The sequence below is a fragment of the Bacteroides sp. 1_1_14 genome (genome assembly GCF_000162515.1).
Taxonomy (GTDB): domain Bacteria; phylum Bacteroidota; class Bacteroidia; order Bacteroidales; family Bacteroidaceae; genus Bacteroides; species Bacteroides thetaiotaomicron.
Map to the genome: position 1 here is coordinate 226068 of NZ_GG774710.1, position 24837 is coordinate 250904.

The following is a 24837-nucleotide window of genomic DNA, read 5'->3' on the forward strand; positions in this document are numbered from 1 at the left end:
TGGTTAATACCTAATACTTAATACCTAATACTTGAATTAATAGTCTCTTTGCATATCTGCTATTTTTTGCTGTAACTTTCTCATCTGCTCTTCCTGTAGTACTTTTTTGTATTCAATAGGTACTATCTGGATAAACTGATCTACGTAATGGTTCCAGTCATCGAGCATGGTACGTGCCAGTTTCGAACCAGTGTACAGGTAGTGCTGACGAATCAGTTCGTGCAGTTCTTTGCGGTAACCGGCCTCTTCGATCAGTGACAGTTCAACCATTTCCATGTTGCAGAAGTAGTCAAAATTGCCGTCTTTGTTCCATACGTAAGCCACACCGCCACTCATACCGGCGGCAAAATTTCGTCCGGTTTGCCCCAGAACCACTACACGGCCTCCGGTCATATATTCGCAACAGTGGTCGCCTACACCTTCCACTACGGCAACAGCCCCTGAGTTGCGCACGGCAAAACGTTCACCTACGCGCCCATTGATATAGACTTCGCCGCTGGTTGCACCATAGAGCAGGGTATTGCCTGCAATCGTGTTCTTTTCGGCTTCGAAGTTGCTGCGGATAGGCGGTAATACGGCAATGCGTCCGCCGCTCAATCCTTTACCCAGATAATCATTCGCTTCACCTTCCAATTTGAAATTGACTCCCGGTACGAGGAAGGCACCGAATGACTGTCCCGCAGAGCCTTTGAATTTCACATTCAGGGTATGTTCCGGCAATCCCTTCTCTCCGTATTTTTGGGCAATGACACCGGAGAGCATGGCACCTGTCGCACGGTCCGTATTGGCAATTGTGTATTCCAATGAAACTTCTTTTTCGTGTTCTATCGCTTCTTGGGCAGCATCAATGATTGCCACATCCTTCACTGTAGAAATACCATGATCCTGATCGATGACGTGACGGATGGCTGCACTGTTATCCACACGTGCCAGTAGCTTGGTGAAGTCAATCAGAGCGTGCTTCGGATTCGGATCGTTTTCGTCGGATTTGCGTTCAATCAAGTCCGTGCGTCCGATAATATCATCCATTTTGGTGAATCCCATTTCCGCCAGATATTCACGGACTTCCTGTGCCAGGAAGGTGAAAAAGTTGATAAGATATTCGCTGCGCCCGTGAAAGCGTTTGCGTAATTCCTCATTCTGTGTGGCTACTCCTACCGGACAAGTATTCTGGTGACATTTGCGCATCATCACACATCCCAGCACGATCAGGGCGGAGGTGGCAAAACCATATTCTTCGGCGCCCATTAATGCCATTATGATAATGTCGCGTCCGGTTTTTAATTGGCCATCGGCTTGTAGGACGACTTGTCCCCGCAGACCGTTCAGAACCAAGGTTTGCTGTGTCTCGCTCAGTCCCAGTTCCGGAGAAATGCCGGCGTAACGGATGGATGAAGCGGGAGAGGCTCCCGTACCACCCTCGGCACCGGAGATGACAATCAAATCCGCTTTTGCTTTTGCCACGCCTGCGGCAATGGTACCTACGCCACTTTCTGCTACCAGTTTGACACTGATTTTGGCTTGTGGATTAACGTTTTTCAAGTCAAATATCAATTGCGCCAAATCCTCAATCGAATAAATATCATGATGGGGAGGAGGAGAGATCAGTGAGATTCCCGGAATGGAATGGCGTGTTTTGGCTATGACGTCGTTCACTTTGAATCCCGGAAGCTGTCCGCCTTCCCCTGGTTTAGCTCCCTGCGCTATTTTTATTTGTATCTCATCGGCATTCACCAGATATTCGGTGGTGACCCCGAAGCGTCCGGAAGCTACCTGTTTGATGGCACTTCGCATGGAAGTACCGTCCGGCAGCGGGTGGAAGCGGGAAGCATCTTCGCCACCTTCACCCGTGTTGCTGCGTCCGTGAATGGTATTCATGGCAATCGCCATTGCTTCATGAGCTTCCTTGCTGATAGATCCGAAAGACATGGCACCCGTCACAAAACGACGGAGAATATTCTCTATCGGTTCTACCTGTTCGATGGATATAGGATTGCGACGGAATCCTAAGAAGTCACGCAGGAAAATAGGTTTCTCCTTATTGTCTACCAAATGAGTGAACTCTTTGAATTTCTTGTAGCTGCCCAAGCGGGTGGCAAGTTGCAATGTACTGATGGTTTCCGGGTTCCACGCATGTTTCTCTCCGTCCTTTCGGAAGGCATACAGTCCGTTGTTCTTTAATAATGGAAAATTGAAAGTTGAAAATTGAGAGTTGCCGTGCGGTGCTTCATTTTCCATTTTCAATTCTCCATTTTCCATTCCTTCAACTCCTTCATCGTGGAAAGCGATTGCGTCTCTTGCCACTTCCTCCAGGCGGATACCTCCGATGGGGGAACCGAGTCCGCCGAAATAAGCCTTGCTCAACTCTTCGCTGAGTCCGACAGCTTCGAAAATCTTTGCACCGCGATAAGAGCGGATAGTGGAAATCCCCATCTTACTCATGATTTTGAACAGACCTTTGCAGATAGATTTGATATAGTTTTTCTCAGCGGTAGCATAGTCCAGTTGAATATCTTTCTCTTTTACCAGCTTGTCGAGGATGGCAAATGCCATATACGGGTTCAGTGCACTGGCTCCAAAACCGAGTAGTAAAGCGGCGTGCATTACTTCACGCATTTCTCCGCTCTCTACAATCAATGCTGTCTGCACACGTTTGCCGACAGATATCAGATGGTGATGCACGGCACTTACTGCCAGTAATGAAGGGATAACGGCATGAGTTGCATCCACGTCACGGTCGGTCAGTACAATGTAGTTTGCTCCGTCCGTAACTGATTCCTCCGCCATTTTGCAAAGGTTGTTCAGTGATTCCTGTAATCCGGCTTTCCCTTTGGATACTTCAAACAGCATCGGTAGTTTTACAGTCTTAAAGCCCTTGTAGCGGATATTGCAAAGAATATCCAGCTGTGTATTGCTTAAAATCGGATGATTCAGACGTACCATTTTACAATGACTCTCGCTGGGAGTCAGGATATTCATGCCTACCGCTCCGATATATTCCGTCAAAGACATTACCAGTTCTTCGCGTAGCGGGTCGATCGGCGGATTCGTAACCTGTGCGAATTGCTGGCGGAAATAGTTGTAGAGTAGCTGTGGTTTATCGGAAAGTACAGCCAGTGGCGTATCATTACCCATTGAGTGGATGGGTTCGGCACCCGCGCTCGCCATTGGCATAATCAGCCGTTCGATATCTTCTTTTGAATAGCCGAAAGTACGGAGCATCTGGTCATAGTTTTCTACGTGATGAGGCACTTTACGACCGCTTTTCAGTTCATCCAGTTCGATACGGTTAGTCGATAGCCATGTACGGTAAGGCTTCGCTTCGGCCAGTTGTTTCTTCAATTCGCCGTCATAGTAGATTTCTCCTTTCTCTGTATCGATCAATAGAATCTTGCCCGGTTGCAGGCGCCCTTTTTCCTTGATATCTCCCGGTTCAAAGTCCATTACGCCCACTTCGGATGCCACTACCATCGTATCGTTTTTAGTGATCAGATAGCGGGCAGGGCGCAGGCCGTTACGGTCGAGCATACCACCTGCAAATCGTCCGTCGCTGAAAAGCAAGGCTGCCGGTCCGTCCCAAGGTTCCATCAGGATAGAGTGGTATTCATAGAATGCTTTCAGATCTTCACTGATCGGATTCTTCTCGTTGAAAGATTCCGGTACGAGCATAGCCATTGCATGAGGCAGACTTAATCCTGACATGACCAGAAACTCCAGCACATTGTCCAGAGAAGCACTGTCGCTCATGCCCGGCTGTATGATCGGGCGTATTTCTTTGATATCTCCCAGCATAGGAGTGGAGAGTACGCTTTCACGGGCTTCCATCCATCCGCGGTTGCCACGAATGGTATTGATTTCACCGTTGTGCGCCAGCAGGCGGAAAGGTTGTGCCAGTCCCCATGTCGGAAAAGTGTTGGTGCTGAAACGGGAGTGTACCAGAGCCAAGCCGCTGGTGAAGTAGCTATTCGTCAGATCAGGATAGTAGTTGCGTAGCTGCAATGACGAGAGCATACCTTTATATATAATACTTTTGGTCGAGAGCGAAACGACATAAAAATCGTTTCTCGTCGGAATAGCTGACAATCTGACTTTATTCTCTATCCGTTTGCGAATCAGATACAGTTTGCGGTCGGCGGTTTCCGTTTCCGTAAAACCGGTAATAAAGACCTGCTTGATATCCGGTTCGTTAGCCAGAGCCGCTTCACCTAGAATTTCCGGACAGGTGGGTACATTGCGCAGATGCATCAATGTAAGTCCCTCTTTTTCTATTTCTTCAATAATGATACTAAAAATAGCTGCCTGATCTTTCTCGTTTTTCGGTAGAAAAAGCAGACCGGTGCCGTACCGTCCCTTTTCGGGTACGGGGATGCCTTGCAGTAAAATAAACTCATGTGGAATCTGTAACATAATACCTGCACCGTCGCCGGTTTTGTTATCCGCCCCCTCAGCGCCACGGTGACGCATATTCTCTAATACCTTTAAAGCCGACTCAACAATGTCATGTGACTTTTCTCCGTGAATGTTCACCAGCATACCAACCCCGCAGGCATCGTGTTCGTATGCCGCATCATACAAGCCCATTTGTCCGGGCTGTCGTTGGTAGGGGATTTTTCCTGTTGCGTTGTTAAAAAGTTCTTGTTTCTTCATTCTTTTTAGCTTTATTGTATGATAATACCTGTTTGATGTATCAAATTGTTCGGCAAAGTTAGGAATTTAATTTCATAATGATAGTGTATTGTTTGTTTTGTGTGACACAAAATAAGATACCTTTTCTTTATTCTTTTAATTTGTAATCAAAATGCTCTGATTTGCTTATAATTTATCAGTCTGTCCGGTTTTATTTTGTTTTGATTGTAACTTGTTTCTTTTTGAGCTTAAAATAATATATTATTTAACGTTTTGATGTGTTTGCAACTTTTTTATGTGCTTATGTCAAATAAATATTGAAAAAGTTATCTTTGTGTCATTTTGAATGTGTATATTTGCACCCGAAATAAAAATATCATAATATGTGTGGAATAGTAGGCTATATTGGTAAAAGAAAAGCCTACCCCATCCTTATTAAAGGGCTGAAGCGACTGGAGTATCGTGGATATGACAGTGCAGGGGTAGCATTGATCAGTGATAACCAACAGTTAAATGTGTACAAGACGAAAGGGAAAGTCTCCGAACTTGAAAATTTCGTCACACAAAAAGATATTTCCGGTACAGTCGGAATTGCCCATACCCGTTGGGCTACTCACGGGGAACCTTGTTCCGTTAATGCTCATCCTCATTACTCTTCTTCCGAAAAACTCGCTCTCATTCATAACGGTATCATTGAAAATTACGCCGTTCTCAAAGAAAAACTCCAAGCCAAAGGTTACGTCTTTAAAAGTAGTACTGATACTGAGGTGCTCGTTCAATTAATCGAATATATGAAAGTTGCCAATCAGGTCGATCTGCTTACTGCCGTTCAGTTGGCTTTGAATGAAGTGATTGGTGCTTATGCGATTGCGATTCTTGATAAAGAACATCCGGAAGAAATCATTGCGGCTCGAAAAAGCAGTCCGCTGGTGGTAGGTATTGGTGAAGATGAGTTTTTCCTTGCTTCGGATGCCACACCGATTGTAGAATATACAGATAAGGTGGTGTATCTCGAAGATGGTGAGATAGCGGTGATCAATCGGGGAAAAGAATTGAAGGTAGTCAATCTCAGCAATGTGGAGATGACTCCCGAAGTGAAAAAAGTAGAATTGAAGCTTGGTCAGCTGGAAAAAGGCGGTTATCCGCATTTCATGTTGAAGGAGATTTTTGAGCAGCCGGACTGTATTCACGATTGTATGCGCGGACGTATCAATGTGGAAGCCAATAATGTGGTGCTTTCGGCAGTAATAGACTATAAAGAAAAGTTGCTGAACGCCAAACGCTTTATTATTGTGGCTTGCGGTACTTCGTGGCATGCGGGATTGATCGGAAAGCATCTGATTGAAAGTTTCTGCCGTATTCCGGTAGAAGTGGAGTATGCCTCCGAATTTCGTTACCGTGATCCGGTGATCGATGAGCACGATGTGGTGATTGCCATTTCTCAAAGTGGAGAAACGGCGGATACGCTGGCGGCAGTGGAACTGGCAAAAAGTCGGGGTGCATTTATATATGGTATCTGTAATGCGATTGGTTCCTCCATCCCCCGCGCTACGCATACGGGGTCGTACATCCACGTCGGACCGGAAATCGGAGTGGCATCGACCAAAGCATTTACCGGACAGGTGACTGTGCTGACCATGTTGGCATTGACTCTCGCCCGAGAGAAAGGTACGATAGACGAGACACAATACCTGAACATTGTACGGGAATTGAATAGCATTCCCGGCAAAATGAAGGAAGTATTGAAACTGAATGATAAGCTGGCGGAACTGTCGAAAACTTTCACCTATGCGCATAACTTTATTTACCTCGGACGCGGATATAGTTATCCGGTTGCTTTGGAAGGTGCATTGAAATTGAAAGAAATATCGTATATTCACGCCGAAGGTTATCCGGCTGCCGAAATGAAGCACGGACCGATAGCCCTGATTGATGCCGAAATGCCGGTAGTAGTCATTGCTACCCAAAACGGGTTGTATGAGAAAGTACTTAGCAATATTCAGGAAATCAAGGCACGAAAAGGAAAGGTGATTGCATTTGTAACCAAGGGCGATACGGTGATCAGTAAAATAGCCGATTGCAGTATCGAACTTCCGGAAACAATCGAGTGCCTTGATCCGTTAATTACTACGGTACCTCTCCAGTTGCTTGCTTATCATATTGCGGTATGTAAGGGGATGGATGTAGACCAACCTAGAAATTTGGCTAAGTCGGTAACAGTCGAGTAGTTTAAAATGTAAATAGTCAAATAGTAAGAGATAGATTAATGGAACAATTGAAACATGAATGTGGCGTTGCCATGATACGCCTGCTCCAACCCCTGGAGTATTACGAGAAAAAGTACGGAACATGGATGTACGGTCTCAACAAGCTCTATCTGTTGATGGAGAAACAGCATAACCGGGGGCAGGAAGGGGCAGGACTGGCATGCGTGAAGCTGGAAGCAAATCCGGGTGAGGAATATATGTTTCGCGAACGCGCGTTAGGTTCCGGTGCCATCACCGAAATCTTCGAAGCTGTACAGAGTAACTTCAAGGACCTCACTTCCGAACAGTTGCATGATGCGGCATTTGCCAAACGTACTTTGCCCTTTGCGGGTGAAGTATATATGGGGCATCTGCGTTATTCTACCACCGGAAAATCCGGAATCTCGTACGTACATCCGTTTTTAAGAAGAAACAACTGGCGTGCCAAAAATCTGGCTCTCTGTGGAAACTTCAATATGACGAATGTAGACGAAATCTTTGCCCGCATCACCGCTATCGGTCAGCATCCCCGCAAGTATGCCGATACCTATATCATGTTGGAACAGGTGGGGCATCGTCTTGACCGTGAAGTGGAACGCCTCTTCAACCTTGCTGAAGCCGAAGGACTGACAGGGATGGGAGTCACCCATTATATAGAAGAACATATCGAACTGGCCAACGTATTGCGTACTTCCAGCCGTGAGTGGGATGGGGGATATGTGATCTGCGGCCTCACCGGAAGCGGCGAATCTTTTGCTATCCGTGATCCGTGGGGTATTCGTCCCGCTTTCTGGTATCAGGATGATGAAATAGCCGTACTGGCTTCCGAGCGTCCGGTGATTCAGACTGCTTTGAATGTTCCCGTAGAAAAAATCAAGGAACTGCAACCCGGGCAGGCATTGCTGATCAGCAAAGAAGGCAGACTGCGGACTTCACAAATCAACAAGCCTCGCGAGCGGCACGCCTGCTCGTTCGAACGTATCTACTTCTCCCGTGGCAGCGATGTAGATATCTATAAAGAACGGAAACTCTTGGGAGAAAAACTGGTTCCGAATATTCTGAAAGCCATTAATAACGACTTGGACCATACTGTATTTTCCTTTATCCCGAATACGGCCGAAGTTGCCTTCTACGGAATGTTGCAAGGGCTGGATGACTATCTGAATGAAGAGAAAGTACGGCAGATTGCGGCATTGGGGCATCATCCCAATATGGAAGAGCTGGAGGTCATTCTTTCCCGCCGTATCCGCAGTGAAAAAGTTGCCATCAAAGATATTAAGCTCCGTACATTCATTGCCGAGGGAAACAGTCGGAATGACCTGGCTGCCCACGTATATGACATCACGTACGGAAGTCTGGTTTCCGGTGTCGACAATCTTGTGATTATCGACGATAGCATTGTGCGTGGTACTACCTTGAAGCAAAGTATCATCGGCATTCTCGACCGTCTTGGTCCGAAGAAGATCGTGATTGTATCTTCTTCTCCACAAGTTCGTTATCCGGACTATTACGGCATCGATATGGCGAAGATGAGCGAATTTATCGCTTTCAAAGCTGCCATCGAACTCCTGAAAGAGCGGGATATGAAGGATGTGATTGCTGCCGCCTACCGGAAATCGAAAGATCAGGTAGGATTGCCGAAAGAACAAATGGTGAATTACGTGAAGGATATCTATGCGCCGTTCACCGATGAAGAAATATCTGCCAAGATGGTAGAACTCCTGACACCGAAGGGAACGAAAGCGAAAGTGGAAATCGTCTACCAACCGTTGGAAGGACTTCATGAAGCCTGTCCGAACCATCAGGGAGACTGGTACTTCAGTGGAAACTATCCCACGCCGGGTGGTGTGAAAAATGGTGAATCAGGCATTTATCAACTACATTGAGCAGATGTATCAATTCTAACAACCATACAACGATTCAAAAATAAGAATGAGAAATGTGACATTAATCCTTGACGACGGGAGCCGGTTTTCCGGTAAGTCGTTTGGCTACGAGAAGCCGGTGGCGGGCGAAGTAGTTTTCAACACCGCCATGACCGGATATCCGGAGAGCCTTACTGACCCTTCCTACGCCGGACAGTTGATGACTCTTACCTATCCTTTGGTGGGTAACTACGGAGTTCCTCCTTTTACCATCGAACCCAACGGACTTGCCACTTTCATGGAAAGTGAAAAGATTCATGCCGAAGCGATCATCGTAAGTGACTACTCTTCTGAGTACAGCCACTGGAACGCAGTGGAAAGCCTCGGCGACTGGCTGAAACGTGAGAAAGTACCGGGCATCACAGGCATCGATACGCGTGAACTGACCAAAATACTTCGTGAACACGGAGTCATGATGGGACGTATCGTCTTCGACGATGAAATTGTCGAAGAAATTGACAATGGACAATTGACAATTGACAATTACGCTGCCGTGAATTACGTAGACCGTGTTTCCTGCAAAGAAATAATCTCCTATCTTCCCGATGGAACATCCCGTTCTTTTCCATTAACCATGCCCGTCGCGCAGCTTAATTGTCAATTGTCAACTGTCAATTGTCAATTAAAGAAGGTTGTTTTGGTGGATTGCGGTGTAAAGACCAATATTATCCGTTGCTTGTTGAAGCGTGGTGTAGAAGTGATCCGTGTACCTTGGGATTATGATTTTAACGGACTCGAATTTGACGGGCTGTTTATCTCCAACGGACCGGGTGACCCGGATACCTGCGACGCAGCTGTACAGAATATCCGCAAGGCGATGGCGAACGAGAAACTTCCCATCTTTGGAATCTGCATGGGCAACCAGTTGCTCTCGAAAGCCGGAGGGGCAAAGATTTACAAACTTAAATATGGACACCGTAGCCACAACCAGCCGGTACGCATGGTGGGTACGGAACGTTGTTTTATTACTTCGCAGAATCATGGTTATGCGGTAGACAATAATACGCTGGGGGCAGATTGGGAACCGCTGTTCATCAATATGAATGATGGTTCTAACGAAGGAATCAAACATAAGAAAAATCCTTGGTTCTCTGCACAGTTCCATCCCGAAGCTGCAAGTGGTCCTACGGATACGGAATTCCTGTTCGATGAATTTGTAAACCTGCTTAAATAACCGACTATCATGAAAGAAAATATAAAGAAAGTATTGCTGCTGGGTTCCGGTGCCTTGAAAATCGGTGAAGCCGGTGAGTTTGACTATTCCGGTTCGCAGGCACTCAAAGCCTTGAAAGAAGAAGGGATTGAAACCATTCTTATCAATCCGAATATTGCTACCGTACAGACATCCGAAGGAGTGGCAGATCAAATTTACTTCCTTCCGGTCACTCCGTATTTTGTAGAGAAAGTAATCCAGAAAGAAAAGCCGGAAGGTATTATGCTGGCATTCGGCGGACAGACCGCGCTGAATTGTGGAGTTGCTTTATATAAAGAAGGAATCCTTGAAAAGTATAATGTAAAAGTACTCGGTACTCCCGTACAAGCCATTATGGATACGGAAGACCGTGAACTCTTTGTACAGAAACTGAACGAAATCAATGTCAGGACCATTAAAAGTGAAGCTGTAGAAAATGCGGAAGATGCCCGTCGTGCAGCGAAGGAATTGGGATATCCGGTCATTGTCCGTGCGGCTTATGCGCTGGGTGGCTTGGGCTCCGGTTTCTGTGACAATGAAGAGCAACTGGATGTACTGGTAGAAAAAGCCTTTTCTTTTTCTCCGCAAGTGTTGGTGGAAAAATCGCTTCGGGGGTGGAAAGAAGTCGAATACGAAGTCGTCCGCGACCGCTTCGACAACTGTATTACAGTTTGTAATATGGAGAACTTTGACCCACTGGGGATTCATACCGGTGAGTCTATCGTTATTGCTCCGTCTCAAACACTGACCAACAGTGAATATCATAAACTTCGTGAACTGGCTATCCGTATTATCCGCCACATCGGTATTGTCGGCGAATGTAATGTACAGTATGCTTTCGACCCCGAATCGGAAGATTATCGCGTCATCGAAGTAAATGCCCGTCTTTCCCGTTCCTCGGCCCTGGCCTCTAAGGCAACCGGATATCCGTTGGCATTCGTGGCTGCCAAACTGGGACTCGGCTACGGACTCTTCGACTTGAAGAACTCGGTGACAAAGACTACTTCTGCTTTCTTCGAACCGGCTTTGGACTATGTGGTATGTAAGATTCCACGTTGGGACTTGGGAAAATTCCATGGTGTAGACAAGGAACTGGGTTCTTCCATGAAGTCGGTAGGTGAAGTGATGGCAATCGGACGTACTTTTGAAGAAGCTATTCAGAAGGGCCTCCGTATGATCGGACAGGGAATGCACGGATTCGTGGAAAACAAAGAACTAGTAATTCCTGATATTGACAAAGCACTGCGCGAACCGACCGATAAACGTATTTTTGTGATCTCAAAAGCCTTTCGTGCAGGATACACCATCGATCAGGTGCATGAACTGACGAAGATTGACAAATGGTTCCTTCAGAAGTTGATGAATATAATGAAGACTTCGGAAGAAATGCACGAATGGGGAAATAATCATAAACAGATTGCCGATCTGCCTGTGGAACTGCTTCGCAAGGCTAAAGTTCAGGGCTTTTCCGATTTCCAGATTGCCCGTGCTATCGGTTATGAAGGTGATATGGAAAATGGAAGCCTGTATGTCCGCAAGTATCGTAAGGCTGCCGGTATCCTTCCGGTGGTAAAACAGATCGATACACTGGCTGCCGAATATCCGGCGCAGACCAATTATCTGTATCTGACCTATAGCGGAGTGGCAAACGATGTACATTATCTGGGTGACCATAAATCCATTGTCGTATTGGGTTCCGGTGCCTACCGTATCGGTTCTTCTGTAGAGTTTGACTGGTGCGGTGTGCAGGCTCTGAATACCATTCGCAAGGAAGGTTGGCGCAGTGTTATGATCAACTATAATCCGGAAACGGTATCTACAGACTATGACATGTGCGACCGTCTCTACTTTGATGAACTGACATTCGAACGGGTAATGGATATTCTTGAGCTGGAAAATCCGCATGGTGTCATCGTATCTACCGGTGGTCAGATTCCGAATAACCTTGCCTTGCGTCTGGATGCCCAGAACATTCACATACTGGGAACAAGTGCTCAGAGCATCGACAATGCCGAAGATCGTGAAAAGTTCTCTGCAATGCTCGACCGTATTGGCGTGGATCAACCACGCTGGCGTGAGTTGACATCGCTGGAGGATATCAATGAGTTTGTCGATGAAGTTGGTTTCCCGGTTCTTGTTCGTCCGTCTTATGTGCTTTCGGGTGCTGCGATGAATGTCTGCTCCAATCAGGAAGAGCTTGAACGCTTCCTGAAACTGGCTGCCAATGTATCAAAGAAGCATCCGGTGGTAGTAAGCCAGTTTATCGAACATGCGAAGGAGGTAGAAATGGATGCTGTGGCGCAGAATGGCGAAATCATAGCCTATGCAATCAGCGAACATATTGAGTTTGCCGGTGTACACTCCGGTGATGCCACTATTCAGTTTCCGCCTCAGAAGTTGTATGTGGAAACTGTCCGTCGCATCAAACGCATCAGCCGTGAGATTGCCAAGGCACTGAATATTTCCGGTCCGTTCAACATCCAATACCTGGCAAAAGATAATGATATTAAGGTAATCGAATGTAATCTGCGTGCCAGCCGTTCTTTCCCGTTTGTCAGCAAAGTGCTGAAGATAAACTTCATTGAGCTGGCAACCAAAGTGATGCTGGGTCTTCCTGTGGAGAAACCGGAAAAGAATCTCTTTGAACTGGACTATGTGGGAATTAAGGCTTCGCAGTTCTCTTTCAACCGTTTGCAGAAAGCTGACCCTGTATTGGGAGTGGATATGGCTTCTACAGGTGAGGTCGGCTGTATCGGAAGTGACACTTCCTGTGCCGTACTGAAAGCCATGCTGTCTGTCGGCTACCGTATTCCTAAAAAGAACATCCTGCTTTCTACGGGTACAATGAAGCAGAAGGCTGATATGATGGATGCAGCACGTATGTTGGTAAACAAGGGATACAAACTCTTTGCAACCGGCGGTACTCATAAAACCTTTGCTGAGAACGGCATTGAAAGTACGCTTGTCTACTGGCCGAGTGAAGAAGGACATCCGCAGGCATTGGAAATGCTTCATAATAAGGAAATTGACATGGTAGTCAATATCCCGAAGAACCTGACTGCCGGAGAACTGGACAATGGATATAAAATCCGTCGCGCGGCTATCGACCTGAACGTGCCGTTGATAACGAACGCCCGTCTGGCAAGTGCATTTATCAATGCTTTCTGTACGATGACCGTTGATGATATTGCCATCAAGAGCTGGGAAGAGTATAAGTAAGAAATAATAAATTGTTGTATAATAAGTTGGAAAAGTCGTTCCCGTGCATTCGGGGGCGGCTTTTTTTTATGAATTTCTGTTTTTGGGATGGTGTCACTATAAGCATGGGATAGTGTCACTATCCTGTCAGTATGCTTACACTATCCTTCCTGTATAGTGTCACTATCTTTTTTTAATGTCTATAAGTTGCATGATTGGACAAATTGGTGTAAATTGCGCAATTATTTCACAAATATTCTAAAACAGGGGAGTAATATGAGGATGGATAATCATATCGTAATTATGGCTGGTGGCATCGGTAGTCGTTTTTGGCCGATGAGTACACCGGAATGTCCCAAGCAATTTATTGATGTAATGGGATGCGGGCGTACGTTGATTCAACTGACTGCTGATCGTTTTGATGGCGTCTGTCCACGGGAAAATGTGTGGGTAGTGACGTCCGAGAAATATATTGATATCGTCCGGGAGCAATTGCCGGAGATTCCTGAAAGCAATATCCTTGCAGAGCCTTGTGCACGAAACACTGCTCCCTGCATCGCCTATGCTTGCTGGAAAATCAAGAAAAACATCCGAACGCCAATGTGGTGGTGACTCCGTCGGATGCATTGGTTATCGATACAGGTGAATTCCGCCGGGTAGTAGAGAAAGCACTTCGTTTTACTGACAACAGCAGTGCTATCGTAACGCTGGGTATCAAACCGACTCGCCCGGAAACCGGATATGGATATATTGCTGCCGGAGATCAGATCATGACTGATAAAGAGATTTTTACGGTAGATGCATTCAAGGAAAAACCGGACAGGGAGACTGCCGACAGATATCTGGCCGAGGGTAACTACTTCTGGAATGCAGGAATTTTTGTTTGGAATGTGCGTACTATCACTTCCGTGATGCGTGTATATGCTCCGGGCATAGCGCAAATCTTCGATCGTATTTTCCCCGATTTCTATACGGAGAAGGAAAATGAAACGATTAAAAAGCTGTTCCCTACCTGCGAAGCTATTTCCATAGACTATGCCGTAATGGAAAAAGCACAGGAAATCTATGTACTTCCGGCTTCTTTCGGTTGGTCGGACTTGGGGACCTGGGGAGCGCTCCGCGGACTGTTGCCACAAGATAAATCCGGAAATGCTACGGTAGGGGCCGATGTCCGTTTGTACGAAAGCAAGAACTGCATCGTACATACCAGTGAAGAGAAACGGGTCGTTATTCAGGGTCTGGATGGATATATCATTGCTGAGAAAGATAATACACTGTTGATTTGTAAACTGGATGAAGAACAGCGGATAAAGGAGTTTTCAAAGTAATCCTTAATTCTTTTGATATTCCTGAGGCGTCATTCCGGTCATTCGTTTGAAAAACTTGCTGAAGAAAGACGGATTGGGAAAGTTTAATTCATCTGATATCTGATAAACAAGGCGGTTGCTATGTTTTAGCAATACTTTAGCCTCTAGTATAATGGACTGGTTTATCCAGTCCATTACTGTTTGCTGGCTGGTTTGCCGGATTACAGTGTTCAGATAACGGGGAGTGAGACAAAGTTTATCCGCATAGAAACTGACATTCCGTTCTGTCTTGCTATAGGTGTTGACCAAAGAAATGAAGCGCTGAAAAATATCGTTTTGATGGGTTAATGGACTGAGTTCGGCCTGCCCTTTGCTTTTGGCTATATACTCTATATTATATAGTAATCCTACCAGTAAATGCTGAATGACCTCTTTTCTGAATACAGGTTCTTGCAATACACTCCACATGACCGTCACAAAATTCTCTATCTGTATTTGTTCTTCGGTAGACAGTGGAAATAGGAGATTTTTCTTTTGTTGGAGGAAATGGGTGAAGAATTCTTCCTTTCCGGATATCGGCAGAAAGTTCAGGTCTACTGCCATCATGTGAGCATCAAAATCGTGAGATACTTCTATGATTTGTATGATAGAGTTGGGAGCTATCAGGGATATATGGTCGGGCAGGAAAATATATTCGATCAGATTGATTAAAACACGTGCCGAGCCATTAGTGACAATAGCAATACGGCCTTCCTGTAGCCGGTACGGTTGTCCGACACTGAAGATAGTCGTTTCCATTTTTGAGAAACTTGTCACAAATCCGAATTCGGCATTGATGAAGCGAAATTCGTTGTGACGTACTATATTTATATCCTTCAACAGTTGGAGGCCTAATTCCATCGGTTTCTTCTGTTCCATTTTCTCAGTTCTTTTCCGGCAAAGATAAGAAATAGCCCTTAAATCTTCTCTTTTTTTAGGATGAATCGAACTATTGGGACATATTTTCCAACTATCAGAATGTGAAACTATTACTTAAAGGTCTATCTTTGTCTTTTGAAGAATTCATAGAAAAAATGCGTATGAAAAGAATTATTTTTAGTCTTTCGCTTTTACTGTTAATCCCCGGAATGTATGGGCAGACCGGGCATATAACACTAGAAGAATGTCAGCAAAAAACGCAGGATAACTATCCGTTGGTGCGTCAATATGATTTAGTGGAGAAGACGAAAGAATATAATCTGGAAAATGCGGCGAGGGGATACTTGCCTCAGTTTGCTCTTTCGGCAAAGGCGTCTTATCAAAGTGATGTGACGGAATTACCCATTGCCATTCCCGGTGTGGATATCAAAGGGATGGCCAAAGATCAGTATCAGGTGATGCTGGAGTTACAGCAACAGATATGGGATGGCGGAGGAATCCGGATGCAGAAGAAAAAGGCTACGGCGGAAGCGGAGATTGACAGGGAAAAGTTGAACGTCGATATGTATGCGTTGAATGGCCGTGTGAATGATTTGTATTTTGGAATTCTTATGTTGGATGAGCAGTTGGCTCAGAATGCCTTGCTGCAAGATGAACTGGGACGGAACTTCCGTCAGATTACAGCTTATGTGGACAATGGAATAGCCAATCAGGCCGATCTGGATGCTGTGAAAGTGGAGCAATTGAATACCCGCCAGAAGAGAGTGGAACTGACTTCTTCCCGTATGGCTTATTTGAAGATGCTTTCGTTATTGATGGGAGAGGTGCTTTCGACGGAGACAGTATTGGAGAAGCCTGTTCCTCAAAACGAACTGTCGGCTGTCAGTGAGATTCGCCGACCGGAACTGTCGTGGTTTGACGCACAGGGAGCCGGTTTGCAGGTACAAGAGAAAGCCTTGAATGTGCGCCATCTTCCTCATTTCGGATTGTTTGTGCAGGGAGCTTACGGTAATCCGGGATTAAATATGCTGAAGAATGAATTTTCTCCTTATTATATTGCAGGTATCCGGCTTTCATGGAATTTCGGAAGTCTGTATACGTTGAAGAATGACCGTCGGGTGATTGAAAACAAACGGCAGCAACTGGATAGCAATCGGGATGTGTTTCTTTTTAATACGAGACTGGAAATGACGCAGCAGGATCAGTCTGTCCGTTCGTTGGAGAAGCAGATGCAGGATGATGATGAAATTATCCGGTTGCGTACGAATATTCGTCAGGCTGCGGAAGCCAAAGTTGCGAATGGTACGTTGACAGTAACAGAAATGCTCAGAGAACTCACGAATGAGAGTCTTGCCCGTCAGGCGAAGGCAATGCATGAGATTCAACGGTTGATGGGTATCTATCAATTGAAATATACTACTAATCATTAATAAAAATCTGTCGGATATGAAACGAATGACAAAAATAGGAATATACGGGATGGCAGTATGGATGCTTTCTGCCTGTGGAAACGGAACGCCCGATTATGATGCAACAGGAACCTTTGAAGCTACGGAAGTGATCGTTTCCGCCGAAGCGGCGGGAAAACTGCTGCAACTGGAAGTGGAAGAAGGAACAAGATTGAAAGCCGGCGAAGAAGTAGGGCTGGTAGATACCGTCCAGTTATATCTGAAAAAGTTGCAACTGGAAGCAAACATGAAATCGGTGGAAAGCCAGCGCCCCGATCTGGCCAAACAGATAGCCGCTACCAAACAGCAAATTACTACAGCGCAAAGGGAAAAGAAGCGGGTAGAGAACCTGCTTGCTGCCGGAGCTGCCAATCAGAAACAACTGGATGACTGGGATGCACAGGTAACCTTGCTTCAGCGGCAGTTGATTGCTCAGGAATCCTCATTGATGAAGAGTACGAACAGTCTGACGGAACAGGGGAATTCGGTCAGTATACAAGTGGCACAGGTAGAAGATCAGTTGAACAAGTGCCATATTCAGTCACCTATTGAAGGTACGGTACTGGCAAAATATGCGGAAGCGGGAGAACTGGCATCCGTTGGCAAACCGTTGTTTAAAGTGGGTGAGGTAGACCGGATGTATTTGCGGGCTTATATTACTTCAGAGCAATTGTCCCAAGTGAAATTGGGGGATAAAGTGACGGTGTATTCCGATTATGGAAATTCGGAACAGAAAGCCTATCCCGGTGTGGTCACTTGGATTTCGGACCGTTCGGAGTTTACCCCCAAAACGATTCTGACTAAAAATGAACGTGCCAATCTGGTATACGCAGTGAAGATTGCCGTGAAAAATGACGGTTCGTTGAAGATTGGTATGTATGGAGGTGTGGTATGGAAAAAGGAGAACCCATAGTCGTTGTAAAGGAAATCAGCAAGAGCTACGGGAAAGTAGAGGCACTGAAAGAGGTTTCTTTTGCGGTAGAGCAGGGAGAAATTTTCGGGCTGATCGGTCCTGACGGGGCGGGGAAGAGTACCTTATTCCGCATCCTGACCACTTTACTGTTGGCTGATAAAGGTACGGCAACTGTCAACGGACTGGATGTGGTGACGGATTACAAACAGATTCGTACGAAAGTAGGATATATGCCCGGACGGTTCTCACTTTATCAGGACCTTTCCGTAGAAGAGAATCTGGAATTTTTTGCTACGGTATTTCATACGTCGATACAGGAAAACTATGATTTGATTAAAGATATTTATCAGCAGATCGAGCCCTTTAAGAAAAGAAGGGCAGGTGCTTTGTCGGGAGGTATGAAGCAGAAGCTGGCATTGAGCTGTTCCCTGATTCATAAACCTGATATTTTATTTCTGGATGAACCGACTACGGGTGTAGATCCTGTGTCCCGAAAAGAATTTTGGCAGATGCTCCGTAATTTGAGAAAACAGGGGATTACAATCATTGTTTCCACTCCTATTATGGATGAGGCTCGTCAATGCGACCGGATTGCTTTTATTAATCACGGGCAGGTGCACGGAATCGATACGCCCGAACGGATTCTTCAGAAGTTTGCTTCCATTCTTTGTCCGCCACCCTTGGAACGGGAGGAGGCGCAACAGATGGCAGCTCTTGTTATCGAGGTGGAGCAGCTGACCAAATCCTTCGGACATTTTACGGCAGTCGATCATATCTCTTTTCAAGTGCAGCGGGGAGAAATTTTCGGTTTTCTTGGAGCCAATGGAGCAGGTAAGACGACTGCGATGCGTATGCTTTGCGGATTGAGCCGTCCGACTTCGGGAGTAGGAAAGGTGGCAGGCTATGACATCTTTCGGGAAGCCGAGCAAGTCAAAAAGCATATCGGATATATGAGTCAGAAATTCTCTTTGTATGAGGATCTTAAAGTCTGGGAGAATATCCGTCTCTTTGCCGGAATTTATGGGATGAAGGAGATGGAGATTGAAGAAAAGACAGATGAATTGTTAGAACGCCTGGGGTTTGCAGACGAACGGGATACGTTGGTGAAAAACCTTCCTTTGGGTTGGAAACAGAAACTGGCCTTTTCTGTCTCTATCTTCCATGAGCCGAAAATAGTCTTCCTTGATGAACCGACCGGAGGAGTCGATCCTGCTACTCGCAGGCAGTTCTGGGAACTGATTTATCAGGCTGCCGATCGGGGAATCACTGTATTTGTTACCACACACTATATGGATGAAGCGGAATATTGCAACAGGATTTCGATTATGGTGGACGGGCAGATCAAGGCGCTGGATACGCCGGCCCGGCTGAAAGAACAGTTTGGTGTGGAGACAATGGATGATGTGTTTCAACAACTTGCCCGCCATGCGGTGCGTAAAGCGGATTGATTATGAAACAATTTATTGCTTTTGTAAAGAAAGAATTTTATCATATTTTCCGTGACCGGCGTACCATGCTGATCCTGTTGGGAATGCCGGTCGTAGAGATTATTTTGTTTGGTTTTGCCATCAGTACGGAGGTGAAGAATGTCCGACTGGCTGTTCTCGATCCTTCGAATGACGTGGTGACTAGGAAAATCATAGACCGGCTGGATGCGAGTGAGTATTTCACAGTTACTACCCGTTTTCATTCTTCGCAGGAGATGGAAGCTGCTTTCCGGAAAAATAAGATAGATATGGCGATTGTATTTGGAGAGCGTTTTGCCGACGGACTTTATACGGGAGATGCCCGTGTACAGCTGATAGTCGATGCAACCGATCCCAATATGTCTACCTCGCAGAGTAATTATGCAGCCAGCATTGTTTCTTCGGCAGGGCAGGAGATGTTGCCTCCCAATGTGTCCGTTTCACGTTTGACTCCGGATGTCAAATTGCTGTATAATCCGCAGATGAAGAGTGCCTACAACTTTGTGCCCGGAGTCATGGGACTGATTTTAATGTTGATTTGCGCGATGATGACCTCTATTTCCATTGTTCGTGAAAAGGAGACGGGCACGATGGAAGTATTGCTGGTATCTCCGGTAAGACCATTGTTTATCGTGCTGGCCAAGGCAGTACCTTACTTTGTTTTATCTTTTGTCAATCTGACAACCATTTTGCTGCTTTCAGTCTTTGTACTGGATGTGCCGGTAGTGGGGAGTTTGTTCTGGTTGGTGATGGTGTCTTTGCTCTTTATTTTCGTGTCGCTGGCTTTGGGTTTGCTGATTTCCTCTGTGACAAGTACACAGGTGGCGGCCATGCTGGCATCCGGAATGATATTGATGATGCCCACCATGGTTTTGTCCGGAATGATTTTTCCGGTAGAAAGTATGCCGGTGATTCTCCGGGCCATATCGGATATTATTCCCGCCCGCTGGTATATTCAGGCTGTGCGCAAACTGATGATTGAAGGAGTGCCGGTTGTGCTGGTACTTAAAGAGATTGGTATTTTGTTGCTGATGGCAGTAGTGCTTATTACCATCAGTATCAGGAAATTTAAATATCGATTGGAATAAAGGAATTTATTATGATAAAATTTCTGATAGAAAAAGAGTTTAAACAGTTGCTTCGCAATTCGTTCCTGCCGAGATTGATTCTTATCTTTCCCTGCATGATCATGTTGCTGATGCCATGGGCTGTGAATCTGGAAATAAAGAATATCCAGCTGAATATTGTAGACAACGATCATTCGGTGATTTCTCAGCGGCTGGTGAATAAGATTGCGGCTTCTACCTATTTCCGTCTGACGGAAGTGCCGGCATCTTATGAGGATGGATTACGGAATATTGAACTGGGAACAGCGGATATTATAATGGAGATCCCCAGGCACCTGGAGCGGGACTGGATGAACAAAGGAGAAGCCCATATACTGATTGCAGCCAATTCGGTAAATGGAACGAAAGGAGGGCTAGGCAGTGCTTATCTGGGCACTATTATCAAGAACTATGCAGCCGAGTTACGTGCAGAATATCCTGATGCCATATCTGCGTCGGGCAGTGCCCCTTCCATTCGTATCGATACGCAGGGATTATTTAACCCGAATCTGAATTATAAACTTTATATGATTCCTGCTTTGATGGGAATGTTGTTGACTTTGATATGCGGATTTTTGCCTGCCCTGAATGTGGTTAGTGAGAAGGAGGTAGGAACGATCGAACAGATTAATGTGACTCCCGTACCGAAATTTACTTTTATTCTGGCTAAACTTTTACCTTACTGGATCACAGGCTTTATCGTATTGACTTTGTGCTTTTTGTTAGCCTGGCTGCTTTATGGAATAACTCCTGTAGGGCATTTCATCGTGATTTATTTTTTGGCGATTTTGTTTGTATTCGTTATGTCCGGTTTCGGGCTCGTTATATCCAATTATTCGGCAACTATGCAGCAGTCTATGTTTGTAATGTTCTTTTTTATGCTGATTCTGATGTTGATGAGCGGATTATTCACTCCGGTGAGCAGTATGCCTGAATGGGCACAGGTGATTACTTATTTCAATCCTTTGAAGTACTTTATGGAAGGAATGCGTATGGTATACCTCAAAGGAAGCAGCTTGTTGGAACTGCTGCCTGAAATAGGAGTCCTGCTTCTTTTTGCACTGGGTTTCAATACCTGGGCGGTGATCAGTTATCGGAAAAATCAATAATTGAGAATTTGATTATATAAAAAACAGCTCTTATCCTTATTGGTTGGAAAAGAGCTGTTTTTATTATTGTTTTCACCCCTTGGGATGAATCGTGGTTACTGTATTATTTTACTTCGATTTGCTTTTCGGCCTTCTTCACTTCTTCTTCAGAAATCTTAGGAAGTTGGACGCTCAAAACTCCGTTTTCTACTGCGGCAGAAATTTTTTCTTTATCTACATTATCCGGCAGAATCATCGTCTGCTGAAACTTAGAATAAGAGAATTCGCGACGTAGATAGCGACCTTCTTTCTTCTCTTCTTTGTTTTCAGTCTTCTTCTCCATAGAGATAACGAGGTTGTTGTCTTCATCAATGCGAACATTGAAGTCCTCTTTTGTCATTCCCGGAGCAGCCAGTTCAACTTTGTATTCTTTTTCTGTTTCAAAAACATTGATTGCAGGTGCAGTTGCATTTGCTTTTACCATCCAATCGTTATCAAAGAAATCGTTAAAAATACTTGGTAACCAACTTTGAGTTCTTCTAACAGGCATCATAATCTTAGTCTCCTATCTTTTAGTTAAACATTCGGTTTATTCACTTTTGAATTTCGGTTCGCTGCTTTCCGCAGAGGGGGGTATCCCGACTCTTGCCGTCTGCTTTTGAACCGTTGTTCACTGCTATTAGTGCAAACCTTATGCCAAAGGAAAACTGAGACTGAAAATGTCTATTTGTCATTTTAATAATGCCAATTTTGCCCGTTTGGTGACAAAATGTAACCGAAGTATGTTTATTTTATATAATATAGATATTAATTTGATAATCTATTTTTTTTCAATGAGTTTGAATCTTAACCTTAAAGTTTGCCTTTCTTCATTATAATCATGACTGATGATTTTGAAAGTTCCTACCTCTGAGGTATTGGATACATGTAACCCTATACAGGCACAGGCGTCATAATCTCCTATGCGTATAATGCGAAGAGTCTCACTGGCGTCAGCAGGAAGTTTGCTCAGATCTACGATGCCTTTAGCTTGCTCATGAGTCATAAATTCAACAGTTACGGGCAGATTTTGACTGATAACTTCATTTACCTTATCTTCTATCGCTTGTATCTCCGCATCTGTAGGACAAGTAGGAAGAATATAGTCGCACTTACTCTTTTTCCTTTCTATATGGGCATTTCTTGAGCGAGGGCAACCGAAAGTTTTTACCATAGTGGCATTTAGTAAATGCTCTGCTGTATGCATAGGTGCGATTGACACATCCTGAAACTTGGGACTTGGTTTATTTATTTCTATATTTGTTTCCATATTAATTGATATTGATGTAATTAACAGCGCAAAGATAATGAATAATATGGATAAGAAGGTACTAATCTATTGTCGTGTTAGTACGCAACAACAGACAACTGATAGACAAAAAGAGGAATTGTTGAAGTTTGCAGCAGAAAATCATTGGAACGTTGAAGAAGAGGATATTTTCATAGATGTTATTAGTGGTTTTAAAAAGGGAGAGTTCCGTCCTGAATATGTGAAGATGCTTGAAAGAGTTGAATATGGGGATATTGATATAATTTTATTCTCTGAATTTTCTCGTCTTGCAAGAAATGCTACGGAGTTATTAGAACAAATCAAATTGTTTATAGATAAAGGTATTAACTTGTATTTTGATAAACAAAAATTGTGGGTAAGAGATAGTAATAAAGATGTAGGTAGTATTATTTTATTGCATGTGCTTGCTGTTATGTCAAGCTATGAGATAGAATTGTTTATTGAACGTTCATTAAGTGGCAAGATAACAAAAGTGCAAGCAGGTCATGGAGGCGGGGATGAACGTGCGTATGGTTATATGCACAATGAAAATAAACAGATTGTTATAAATCCTATCGAAAGTAAGATTGTTACCCGTATTTTTGAAATGTATGTTGGTGGATATTCTTCAATTCAAATATCAGAGATATTGAATGCAGAGAAAGTACCTGCTCCATACGTAAGGAAATTGAATGAGTACAAGAAGAATAGAGAAGCAAAAGGATTGGAGGTGAAAGAGTATAAATTTGATACAGATAATTTAAAATGGCGTATTTCTACAATAAACAGACTTATGCACAATGAGTTATATAAAGGAAATCGTAGAATAACATTTTATAAACCAGACCCTACCAATCCACTTCCGTTATCCGAAAGGCAAGATAGAGAGATTGTTTATGAATATTCGGAACATGTAGAAAGTCTGCGAATTGTATCAGACGAGTTGTTTCAGCAAGCCCAAGATAAACTTTCCAAAGCGCATTATAATAAGAATAATGCAGTCAGGCATGAGAATTTATTGAAACATTTAATGGTATGTGGCGAATGCGGTGCTAATTTTTCTGTAGGGAAATCAAATGAAACATCTAAAAATTATATCAGTGGTGGACGTACTTACAAATGTTATGGTAGAGTGAATCGTAAAGATAAACCACGAACATGCACGAATGGGGCAGAACTTCGACAATGGAAATTGGATGGACTTGTTTTACAGTTGTCAATTCAAATGTTTGCTGAGATTAATATTCAGCAGACCAATATTTTAAAGATAGAAAATTTAGGGAAAGAAATCGAAGAGTTGGTTCAAATAAAATCATCAAAGAATACAGAATTGGTTGAAGCGGAGAATCTTTATAAAAAGACACTTAAACGTCTTATTGCGATTGAAGACGATGAGGTTGCAAAGAATTTGATTTCAGATGCAAAACATAAATATGATGAAACTAAAAACGTGTTGAACAAAACTATGGATAAATTGTCACGAGAAATCACAACAAAGAGAATTACTATTGATAATTTGAAGCGTTTGAATGCCAATCCTTTGTTGATTAATAAAATGGATGAGATTAGGAAAAATAGGGATTTGGTAAAGACTATGGTTGATGAATATATTGATAAAATTACTATATTTCGTTTACATGAACTTTGGTTGTTGGTCGTAGTATCTTATAAAGGAGGTGAGGAGATGTGGGGAACAATTAAATGCGCTCGTTATAAAAAGGAGGAGATGTTTTATGATGAATTGCATTGTCATTATGGTGTTGAATTTCAGGGGTGGTTACTTAATAATACGGAACATTGTTTTTCGTATGATAAAAGTACACGTATTATTACTTATCATGGTGGAAGTAAAATATATGTGGAGTTTAAATCAGGTGAGTATGATTATGATACATTTAATCAAATGATACAAGAAACAGGATGGATGGGATGTTTCCCTTTTTATGCTTATGAAGATAGTGATAAAGATTTAAGCGTACCTTTTAATGAAAAATTTAGAAAATCTTTACAAGAGAACAGCGTTGATTGGAAAGCACACAATGACAAGGTCTTGGAACGTTTATTATCCGAGTCATAAATAATAATATTCCTACCG

The 24837-nt window shown here is 44.1% G+C and carries 13 protein-coding genes and 2 pseudogenes; 11 read left to right on the forward strand and 4 right to left on the reverse strand.

What is annotated here, in order from left to right; translation table 11 throughout:
- Window positions 1-36: 36 nt before the first annotated feature.
- Window positions 37-4647, reverse strand: a complete 4611-nt coding sequence (gene gltB / locus HMPREF9007_RS04490; RefSeq protein ID WP_032850675.1) for a glutamate synthase large subunit — start codon at window positions 4645-4647, stop codon at window positions 37-39.
- A gap of 362 nt (window positions 4648-5009) precedes the next feature.
- Between gltB and glmS the strand changes: the two genes are divergently transcribed.
- From glmS to HMPREF9007_RS04465, 5 genes and pseudogenes are all read left to right on the forward strand, one after another.
- Window positions 5010-6854 (forward strand): glutamine--fructose-6-phosphate transaminase (isomerizing), encoded by a 1845-nt coding sequence (gene glmS, locus HMPREF9007_RS04485; protein WP_008763135.1) that lies wholly within the window; start codon window positions 5010-5012, stop codon window positions 6852-6854.
- 38 nt (window positions 6855-6892) lie between these two features.
- A pseudogene (locus HMPREF9007_RS04480) lies at window positions 6893-8777 on the forward strand (amidophosphoribosyltransferase).
- 27 nt (window positions 8778-8804) lie between these two features.
- The gene (gene carA / locus HMPREF9007_RS04475; protein ID WP_008763137.1) at window positions 8805-9971 is read left to right on the forward strand and encodes a glutamine-hydrolyzing carbamoyl-phosphate synthase small subunit; all 1167 of its coding nucleotides are present in this window, start codon (window positions 8805-8807) and stop codon (window positions 9969-9971) included.
- Window positions 9972-9980: 9 nt separating this feature from the next.
- Window positions 9981-13208 carry a carbamoyl-phosphate synthase (glutamine-hydrolyzing) large subunit gene (carB, locus tag HMPREF9007_RS04470; protein WP_008763138.1) on the forward strand — a complete coding sequence of 1076 codons (3228 nt, stop codon included), beginning with the start codon at window positions 9981-9983 and terminating at the stop codon, window positions 13206-13208.
- Window positions 13209-13469: 261 nt separating this feature from the next.
- Window positions 13470-14515 (forward strand): annotated as a pseudogene (locus HMPREF9007_RS04465) (mannose-1-phosphate guanylyltransferase).
- Window positions 14516-14518: 3 nt separating this feature from the next.
- Here the strand turns inward: HMPREF9007_RS04465 and HMPREF9007_RS04460 are convergent.
- Window positions 14519-15412: a helix-turn-helix domain-containing protein gene (locus HMPREF9007_RS04460; RefSeq protein ID WP_008763139.1), complete on the reverse strand. Its 894-nt coding sequence runs from the start codon at window positions 15410-15412 to the stop codon at window positions 14519-14521.
- 161 nt (window positions 15413-15573) lie between these two features.
- Between HMPREF9007_RS04460 and HMPREF9007_RS04455 the strand changes: the two genes are divergently transcribed.
- Genes HMPREF9007_RS04455 through HMPREF9007_RS04435 form a run of 5 tightly spaced genes read left to right on the forward strand, consistent with a single transcriptional unit; the run spans window position 15574 to window position 21454 of the window.
- Window positions 15574-16842 carry a TolC family protein gene (locus tag HMPREF9007_RS04455; protein ID WP_032850690.1) on the forward strand — a complete coding sequence of 423 codons (1269 nt, stop codon included), beginning with the start codon at window positions 15574-15576 and terminating at the stop codon, window positions 16840-16842.
- A gap of 16 nt (window positions 16843-16858) precedes the next feature.
- Window positions 16859-17773, forward strand: coding sequence for an HlyD family efflux transporter periplasmic adaptor subunit (locus HMPREF9007_RS04450; RefSeq protein WP_008763141.1), 915 nt, complete (start codon window positions 16859-16861; stop codon window positions 17771-17773).
- Window positions 17752-19221, forward strand: coding sequence for an ATP-binding cassette domain-containing protein (locus HMPREF9007_RS04445; RefSeq protein WP_008763142.1), 1470 nt, complete (start codon window positions 17752-17754; stop codon window positions 19219-19221). The genes HMPREF9007_RS04450 and HMPREF9007_RS04445 overlap by 22 nt, the downstream gene beginning before the upstream one ends.
- A gap of 2 nt (window positions 19222-19223) precedes the next feature.
- Window positions 19224-20327 carry an ABC transporter permease gene (locus HMPREF9007_RS04440; RefSeq protein ID WP_008763143.1) on the forward strand — a complete coding sequence of 368 codons (1104 nt, stop codon included), beginning with the start codon at window positions 19224-19226 and terminating at the stop codon, window positions 20325-20327.
- 11 nt (window positions 20328-20338) lie between these two features.
- A complete protein-coding gene (locus HMPREF9007_RS04435) occupies window positions 20339-21454 on the forward strand; it encodes an ABC transporter permease (RefSeq protein WP_008763144.1) in 1116 nt (371 codons plus the stop codon).
- Window positions 21455-21557: 103 nt separating this feature from the next.
- Here the strand turns inward: HMPREF9007_RS04435 and HMPREF9007_RS04430 are convergent, their stop codons facing one another.
- Window positions 21558-21986 carry an Hsp20/alpha crystallin family protein gene (locus HMPREF9007_RS04430; protein ID WP_008763145.1) on the reverse strand — a complete coding sequence of 143 codons (429 nt, stop codon included), beginning with the start codon at window positions 21984-21986 and terminating at the stop codon, window positions 21558-21560.
- A 267-nt stretch (window positions 21987-22253) separates the two neighbouring features.
- Window positions 22254-22742 (reverse strand): hypothetical protein, encoded by a 489-nt coding sequence (locus HMPREF9007_RS04425; RefSeq protein WP_008763146.1) that lies wholly within the window; start codon window positions 22740-22742, stop codon window positions 22254-22256.
- A 46-nt stretch (window positions 22743-22788) separates the two neighbouring features.
- Between HMPREF9007_RS04425 and HMPREF9007_RS04420 the strand changes: the two genes are divergently transcribed.
- Window positions 22789-24819 carry a recombinase family protein gene (locus HMPREF9007_RS04420; RefSeq protein WP_225651522.1) on the forward strand — a complete coding sequence of 677 codons (2031 nt, stop codon included), beginning with the start codon at window positions 22789-22791 and terminating at the stop codon, window positions 24817-24819.
- The last annotated feature ends 18 nt before the right edge of the window (window positions 24820-24837 follow it).

Coding starts and splice junctions, on each gene's coding strand:
- carB (WP_008763138.1), top strand. CDS start 9,981: ATGAAAGAAAATATAAAGAAAGTATTGCTGCTGGGTTCCGGTGCCTTG.
- HMPREF9007_RS04440 (WP_008763143.1), top strand. CDS start 19,224: ATGAAACAATTTATTGCTTTTGTAAAGAAAGAATTTTATCATATTTTC.
- HMPREF9007_RS04455 (WP_032850690.1), top strand. CDS start 15,574: ATGAAAAGAATTATTTTTAGTCTTTCGCTTTTACTGTTAATCCCCGGA.
- glmS (WP_008763135.1), top strand. CDS start 5,010: ATGTGTGGAATAGTAGGCTATATTGGTAAAAGAAAAGCCTACCCCATC.
- HMPREF9007_RS04450 (WP_008763141.1), top strand. CDS start 16,859: ATGAAACGAATGACAAAAATAGGAATATACGGGATGGCAGTATGGATG.
- HMPREF9007_RS04430 (WP_008763145.1), bottom strand. CDS start 21,986: ATGATGCCTGTTAGAAGAACTCAAAGTTGGTTACCAAGTATTTTTAAC.
- HMPREF9007_RS04460 (WP_008763139.1), bottom strand. CDS start 15,412: ATGGAACAGAAGAAACCGATGGAATTAGGCCTCCAACTGTTGAAGGAT.
- HMPREF9007_RS04425 (WP_008763146.1), bottom strand. CDS start 22,742: ATGGAAACAAATATAGAAATAAATAAACCAAGTCCCAAGTTTCAGGAT.
- carA (WP_008763137.1), top strand. CDS start 8,805: ATGAGAAATGTGACATTAATCCTTGACGACGGGAGCCGGTTTTCCGGT.
- gltB (WP_032850675.1), bottom strand. CDS start 4,647: ATGAAGAAACAAGAACTTTTTAACAACGCAACAGGAAAAATCCCCTAC.
- HMPREF9007_RS04445 (WP_008763142.1), top strand. CDS start 17,752: ATGGAAAAAGGAGAACCCATAGTCGTTGTAAAGGAAATCAGCAAGAGC.
- HMPREF9007_RS04420 (WP_225651522.1), top strand. CDS start 22,789: ATGGATAAGAAGGTACTAATCTATTGTCGTGTTAGTACGCAACAACAG.
- HMPREF9007_RS04435 (WP_008763144.1), top strand. CDS start 20,339: ATGATAAAATTTCTGATAGAAAAAGAGTTTAAACAGTTGCTTCGCAAT.